The sequence below is a fragment of the Pseudomonas sp. KCJK9016 genome (assembly GCF_046231795.1).
In the GTDB taxonomy this organism is placed as follows: domain Bacteria; phylum Pseudomonadota; class Gammaproteobacteria; order Pseudomonadales; family Pseudomonadaceae; genus Aquipseudomonas; species Aquipseudomonas bananamidigenes.
In genome coordinates this window covers 90572-97041 of the sequence record NZ_JBJJMM010000024.1, presented here as the reverse complement: position 1 = coordinate 97041, position 6470 = coordinate 90572, and the positions used below count along the sequence as shown (strand labels likewise).

The following is a 6470-nucleotide window of genomic DNA, read 5'->3' as shown; positions in this document are numbered from 1 at the left end:
GCCTTCCATGCTCTGCTGGTCCTGAACCCTGCGCAGCAATGCGATCTGGTCGCGCAACTCGGCGGCGCGTTCAAACTCAAGGTTGATCGCAGCCTCCTCCATCGCACTCGACAACTCGTTGGTCAACGCATGGCTGCGCCCCTCCAGGAACATCACCGAGTGGCGAACATCTTCGGCGTACACTTGTGGCTCGACCAGCCCGACACATGGGGCCTTGCAGCGTTTGATCTGGTATTGCAGACAGGGACGCGTCCGGTTCTTGTAATAACTGTCTTCGCACTGGCGCACGAAAAACGTCTTCTGCAGAAGAGCCAGGCTTTCGCGAATGGCCCCGGCACTCGGGTAAGGTCCGAAATACTTGCCTTTGGCCTTCTTCGCGCCACGGTGAATGCTCAATCTGGGGAATTGTCCGTCAGACAGAAACACGTACGGGTAAGACTTATCGTCACGCAGCAGGATGTTATAGGGAGGCCGCCACTCCTTGATCAGCGTCTGTTCAAGCAGCAGCGCTTCGGTCTCATTGGCCGTAATGGTGGTTTCGACCTGAGCGATTCGCGCCACCAGCGCAGCGGTCTTGGGCGCAAGTCCGGTTTTTCGAAAATAGCTGGCCAGACGCTTCTTGAGATTCTTGGCCTTGCCGACGTACAACAGACGCGCATCGGCGTCGAACATGCGGTAAACGCCAGGGCGCCCGCTGACCGTCGACAGGAACGCGCCGGAATCGAATGTCTCAGTCATGATCAGGCGCTGGCATCGACCATGCCATGCCGCACGGCAAGCAACGTCAATTCGACATCACTGCTGATCGAAAGCTTCTCGAAAATGCGATAACGATAGGTATTGACGGTCTTGGGCGAAAGACACAGCTTGTCGGAAATGATCTGTACCTTCTGACAGCCGACAATCATCAGGGCAATCTGGATTTCCCGCTCGGACAAGGCGTCGAACGGAGAATCATTGGTAGGCTGGAAGGACTTGATCGCCAGTTGCTGGGCAATCTGCGGGCTGATGTAGCGCTGACCGGCAAAAACCATGCGAATGGCCTGCACCATTTCCGGCAGTCCGGCGCCCTTGGTCAGGTAGCCCGCTGCGCCGGCCTGCAACAGCCGCGTCGGAAACGGATCTTCCTCGCATACGGTCACAGCGACGACCTTGATGTCCGGGTGGCTGCGCAGCAGTTTGCGCGTGGCTTCCAGGCCGCCAATACCCGGCATCTTGACGTCCATCAGCACCACATCGGGCTTCAACTCACGGGCCTTGATGAGGGATTCTTCCCCGGACTCGGCCTGGCCAACCACCTGCAGGCCATCGATATCGGCCAGCATACGTGTAATGCCTGTACGAACGAGATCATGGTCATCGACCACTAGCACCCTAATCAAGCAGACACCTCGCGATATGGTCTTATTGGGATGCCGGACACCTTAGCAAAAAGTGCCAGACAGACCTAGCGGCAAGCAAAATTTAAAAAGTTTCAATCCATCATTGAAGGCTTGCCGGATCTGCGTTTCAGAGCACATCTGTACTGAAATCCAGCTGCATTCGCAGGAAACATTCATCCTCACCCTGCACAATCATTCTCTTTCTACGATAGAGGTTCTGCGCCGGATTGTTCTTGAATACCGTGAGACGCAATGCCGGTCGGCGCTCCTTGCATGCCATTGCCACTATCTGATCGATTGCCCAGGAACCTGCACCCTGCCTCTGGAAAGTCTTGCTGACCTGTAATTCGCGAATGTACAACGCTCGCGCGTCACGACTCAGACTGAAATAACCCACCACGGAACCCTCGCACTCGATCAACCAGTTGTCGCGACCGCCCCAGGCCAGGTCGAATGCTTCGTCCTGCCACAACAAATCGTAGTGGATGTAATAGCGGAGCATGTTCCGGCAAGTGATTTCTCGCGTAAACGACAGGTCATCAGGCGTTGCCGGTCGCAATTGAAAACGTCCCTGCATACTCCCCCTCTTTCATGAATGATCTTATTACGTCCAACCGGATCAACGCGTCTCAGCTCTGATGCAGAAACAAGCCAAAGTGTGTCATAGCCTGCCAAAGCCTCAAGCCATAGGTATGCACTTTGACATACGATAGTATTTTCTGATTGCCGACGCGCCTCGGGCTCTAGTAAGCTCGCCGCATTGATCGGAGAAGCACAATGTTCAACGCCATCGTACAGCTGCCTGCCACCCGCGCCTTGCGCTCGGTTGCGGCTGCCCGCGTGAACAGCGTTTGCGCTCCTGCCAGTGTTTATTTTGGGTATTGGTTTAGCCACTGGCGCGCCTGATACCCACACGGCGCCCATACAGACGGGTCGCCCACCAGAGAAATCTCAACCCCCGGTCGGCCTCCCGACCGGGGGTTTTGTTTTTTCAGGCCCCGAACTTACAGCGACACCAGACATTTTAAGGAATCACGACATGAACTACGCCACTTATTACCGCTACGACACCTTTGCCGCCTGGCGATTTAGCAGCCTCCGCTCGGGACAGCCTGCCGCCTCCGATCGGTCACCCACAGGTGGCAAGCCAACACACGCAGCCAATCCGGCCAACTGTCGAACACCCCAATAGGGCCGAGTCGGCGGGAAAGACCCGCGACCAGCCCAGGAAGACACCCTATGAATTCGTCCGTTACTGCTCTGCCACTGTCTACCCTGAACCCGGCCAACGAAGCGTTGACCCAGCGCCTGCCCAGCTCGCTGCAGCTCAAACAGCAACTGCCCCTCGACATGGCCCTGAGTCAGCAAGTTGCCCATCATCGCCAGGCGATCCGTGCCATCCTCAACGGCGAAAACCAGCGATTGCTGATCGTCGTCGGTCCCTGCTCGATTCATGACCCGCAGTCCGCTCTGGAATACGCCGGCAAACTCGCTCGACTGTCCGATGACGTCCGTGACGAGATGCTGCTGGTGATGCGCGCTTACGTCGAAAAGCCTCGCACCACCGTTGGCTGGAAAGGTCTGGCTTACGATCCGCATCTTGATGGCAGTGATGACATGGCCGCCGGCCTGACACTGTCCCGGGAACTGATGCTGGAAATGATCCGCCTTGGTCTGCCTGTGGCCACCGAACTGCTGCAGCCCATGGCCGCCGGCTACTTCGATGACCTGCTCAGTTGGGTGGCCATCGGTGCGCGGACCACCGAATCCCAGATCCATCGCGAGATGGCCAGTGGACTGGGCATGCCGGTCGGTTTCAAGAATGGCACCGATGGTGGCGTCGCCATCGCCGTCGACGCCATGCGCTCCGCCGCTCACCCCCATCGTCATTTCGGGGTAGACAGCCAAGGGCATCCGGCAATCATCACGACTTCGGGCAATCCGGACACGCATCTGGTTCTGCGTGGAGGTCATAGAGGACCGAACTACGACGCCGCCAGCGTTGCCCGAATCCATGCAGAACTCAACCGTTTGAAGATTCCGGGTCGAATCATGGTCGACTGCAGCCATGCCAACAGCGGCAAGGATCCATTGCGGCAACCGGAGGTGTTCAACGATGTGCTGGAACAGCGCCTTCAGGGAGATCGCTCATTGATTGGCATGATGATCGAGTCGCATCTGTTCGAAGGGTGCCAGCCATTGAACGAGTCGTTGCGCTACGGTGTTTCGATAACGGATGGCTGCCTGGGCTTCTCTGCCACGGAGCGCCTGCTGCTCGCTTCTGCCGAGCGTCTTCGCAAAGTCTCCCTGACCTGAAATGAAACCAGCCTTCCGGAATGCACTGCATCCGGAAGGCTGCTCGGTCACCCCTGCACTCGTACCTGTGTCACATCGGATTTCTGGCTGACATCGTCCAGCCGCTCGACCGAATATGACAATCGGACATCCGTATCGACGTGCTCACGCCAGAAACGATAGGGAATGATGAAGACCAGCGGCTCATTTCTCATCACGCTGGTGATTTCACGCTCATCGCGGTGAAAGTAGTGTTCACCATCGCACTTGAGATAAACCAGTTCGCCAGCTTCAATCTGCGCATTGCTGATCAGCACGCTGACGCCATCCAGGGTGTCGCGTACGTCGAGCACCCCGTTCTGGGCCTCAAGCACCTGTGGTGCAGGCGGCTCTGCCCGTACCAGCGGAGCAACGAAGAGGCTCAGGGTTCCCGACTCGCGTACCGCGCCACTTTTTTGCTCGATGACATATCGAACGAACACTTCATTGCCAAGGTGCGGGTCGATGAATTGAGGTTCGACACCGAATACCAGCGGCATTCCAACCGCAAAGGATTCGACGACCAGCCTGTCCCGCAAGCAGGCATGCTCTGCCGGCCCTTGCCAGATCAGTTCCACCCGATCACCGACCGACATTCCGGCATATGGCTGGAGAGTGACCGTGGTGCCATCGTTTACACGTGACGGATCCAGATGTCCGCCAACAGCATCGTCAGCCGTGGGCGGCAGCAAACTGTATAAAACGTCCCCGACATTCAGCTGAATTCTGACGGAGCTCCGGGGCAAAAGCTGCTTTTTGCCGTGCAATGTCCAGAACACCTCCAGCGAACCGCCATCCAGCGCGGCGACATGAGGACTTCTGATGACGAACACGATATCCCTCCCCAGCCGAGCCTCGCTGATCGATCGCGCAAATTCCTGGCGATACGGCGAACCCTCGCTATCCAGGCCATGCCAGCTCAACATCACTCTGTCACCACATGCCATATCGGGATAGGGTTCGATCCGGACGACAACCTTGCTCAACGAAGGGTCCAGGACACCTCCTTCCACCCGCTCGAGGATGACCGGGGGCAAACTGTCCGGTTGTTCGAAGAGACATGTGTGCCCCGGTGAGTCAATCATCGTTATGGCTACATCTTCTATGTGTTGCGCCTCACACACGTTCTGCCTGTTCATTCGTAGGTCCACTCCATGGAAACGCCGTGCAGCCGGTTTGCTGCGTCGAGGAACCTCTATTCAACCCGCCAGCAGAGAAAAATGATGTCGTCCAACCACCCGACGTACCGGCAGCAATCGCATCACATCAAGTAGGCAATGACCGAGCAAATACATTGGGCAAGGTAAAAGATGTCCAAATATTCCGATCCGGATTTCAAACTTCGAGGATATTTCCTGCGCACACCGCCCCGATTTCCTTCGCCCAAGGAAGACGCGTCATACATCTGGATCCCCGATACTGCTTTAGAGTGGCACCCGGCAACTATCGATGAACCTCTGCGATCAAGGATGAAAAATGCTACGGAACACCACCCTTTATCCCATCCTCCTGGTGCACGGATTGTTCGGATTCGAGCGCATCGGCACTTTTGAGCTGTTCCACGACGTCAGGCAAGCATTGAAGATCATGGGCGTTCAGGTTTTCGTGCCGCACTTGTCAGCCATTCACGACAACGAAGTACGAGGCGGACAGCTGCTTTGTCAGATCGATGCTGTGCTCAGAGGCACCGGCGCTAAAAAAGTCAACTTGATCGGGCACAGTCAAGGTGCACTCGCGGCTCGCTACGCAGCAGCGCTTGCCCCACACAAGGTCGCATCCGTGACATCGGTCAGCGGGCCGAACCACGGTTCGGAACTCGCGGATTACCTGCGCAAGGCACTGATTCCCGGCAAACTTCCGGAAACCGTCGCCCGGAAAGTGGCCACAGTGTTCTGTGACTGGCTGTGCCTGCTCAGTGGGACCGCAGCCCTGCCGCAGCATGCATTGGCCGCATTGAATGCCCTGACGACCGAAGGCGTCGGCGACTTCAATGACAAGTACCCGCAGGGTTTGCCGCAAAGCTGGGGCGGCCAAGGCGCCGAGCAGGTCAATGAGGTGCGCTACTATTCCTGGAGTGGCATCGTGCCGTCGATCAACCTGCAGAAACCCGATCCGGTGCAGGACATCTGTCGGACCCTCTCGCAGTACTTCATGACCGAGCCCTCGCAGAACGATGGTTTCGTCGGGCGCTACAGCTCTCATCTGGGCACTGTGATTCGCTCTGACTATCCATTCGATCATTTGCGCAGCCTGGGTCGAACTGCGGGCAAGCATGCCGGAGCAGTCGATTCGGTCCAGTTGTATGTCGAGCACGCCTTGCGCTTACAGGCAACCGGTCTCTGAAAGCCGGCATCCGGACGGAACTTTGCAAAGAAATCGGCCACTGAATCCGGTAGGCTCCACCTTTTACAGATTTGATTGGAGATTTTCCCCATGGCTAAAGCCACTGCTCGCCACATCCTGGTTTCCAGCGAAGACAAGTGCAACGAACTCAAGGCCCAGATCGAGGCCGGTGCGGATTTCGCTGAAATCGCCAAGGCCAACTCCACCTGCCCTTCCAGCCGCCAGGGTGGCGATCTGGGCTCGTTCGGTCCGGGCCAGATGGTCAAGGAGTTCGACACCGTCGTGTTCAGTGCACCGATCAATGTCGTGCAAGGCCCGGTCAAGACTCAGTTCGGTTATCACCTGCTGGAAGTCACCAGTCGTCAGGACTGATTTTCACCCACCCTGTTGCGTAACGGCCCGCCGGATAGC

At 57.2% G+C, this 6470-nt stretch carries 7 protein-coding genes; 3 read left to right on the top strand and 4 right to left on the bottom strand.

Features of this window, described 5'->3' with window-relative positions; genetic code table 11:
- From uvrC to ACK6BI_RS21685, 3 genes are all read right to left on the bottom strand, one after another.
- The coding region (gene uvrC / locus ACK6BI_RS21695) for an excinuclease ABC subunit UvrC (protein ID WP_409318659.1) at positions 1 to 738 on the bottom strand (738 nt) is incomplete at its 3' end.
- Positions 739 to 740: 2 nt separating this feature from the next.
- Positions 741 to 1382: a UvrY/SirA/GacA family response regulator transcription factor gene (uvrY, locus tag ACK6BI_RS21690; RefSeq protein ID WP_409318658.1), complete on the bottom strand. Its 642-nt coding sequence runs from the start codon at positions 1380 to 1382 to the stop codon at positions 741 to 743.
- A gap of 127 nt (positions 1383 to 1509) precedes the next feature.
- Positions 1510 to 1959 carry a GNAT family N-acetyltransferase gene (locus tag ACK6BI_RS21685; protein WP_409318657.1) on the bottom strand — a complete coding sequence of 150 codons (450 nt, stop codon included), beginning with the start codon at positions 1957 to 1959 and terminating at the stop codon, positions 1510 to 1512.
- A gap of 662 nt (positions 1960 to 2621) precedes the next feature.
- On the opposite strand from ACK6BI_RS21685, the gene ACK6BI_RS21680 reads away from it, so the two are divergent.
- Positions 2622 to 3698: a 3-deoxy-7-phosphoheptulonate synthase gene (locus tag ACK6BI_RS21680; RefSeq protein ID WP_409318656.1), complete on the top strand. Its 1077-nt coding sequence runs from the start codon at positions 2622 to 2624 to the stop codon at positions 3696 to 3698.
- Positions 3699 to 3745: 47 nt separating this feature from the next.
- Here the strand turns inward: ACK6BI_RS21680 and ACK6BI_RS21675 are convergent, their stop codons facing one another.
- Positions 3746 to 4702 (bottom strand): hypothetical protein, encoded by a 957-nt coding sequence (locus ACK6BI_RS21675; RefSeq protein WP_409318655.1) that lies wholly within the window; start codon positions 4700 to 4702, stop codon positions 3746 to 3748.
- A 490-nt stretch (positions 4703 to 5192) separates the two neighbouring features.
- Here ACK6BI_RS21675 and ACK6BI_RS21670 point away from each other — a divergent pair, with 490 nt between their 5' ends.
- Together ACK6BI_RS21670 and ACK6BI_RS21665 are read left to right on the top strand one after the other, a co-directional pair.
- Complete coding sequence (locus tag ACK6BI_RS21670; protein ID WP_409318654.1) at positions 5193 to 6059, top strand: esterase/lipase family protein; 867 nt, start codon at positions 5193 to 5195, stop codon at positions 6057 to 6059.
- A gap of 90 nt (positions 6060 to 6149) precedes the next feature.
- Positions 6150 to 6431 carry a peptidylprolyl isomerase gene (locus tag ACK6BI_RS21665; RefSeq protein ID WP_017339136.1) on the top strand — a complete coding sequence of 94 codons (282 nt, stop codon included), beginning with the start codon at positions 6150 to 6152 and terminating at the stop codon, positions 6429 to 6431.
- Positions 6432 to 6470 lie beyond the last annotated feature (39 nt).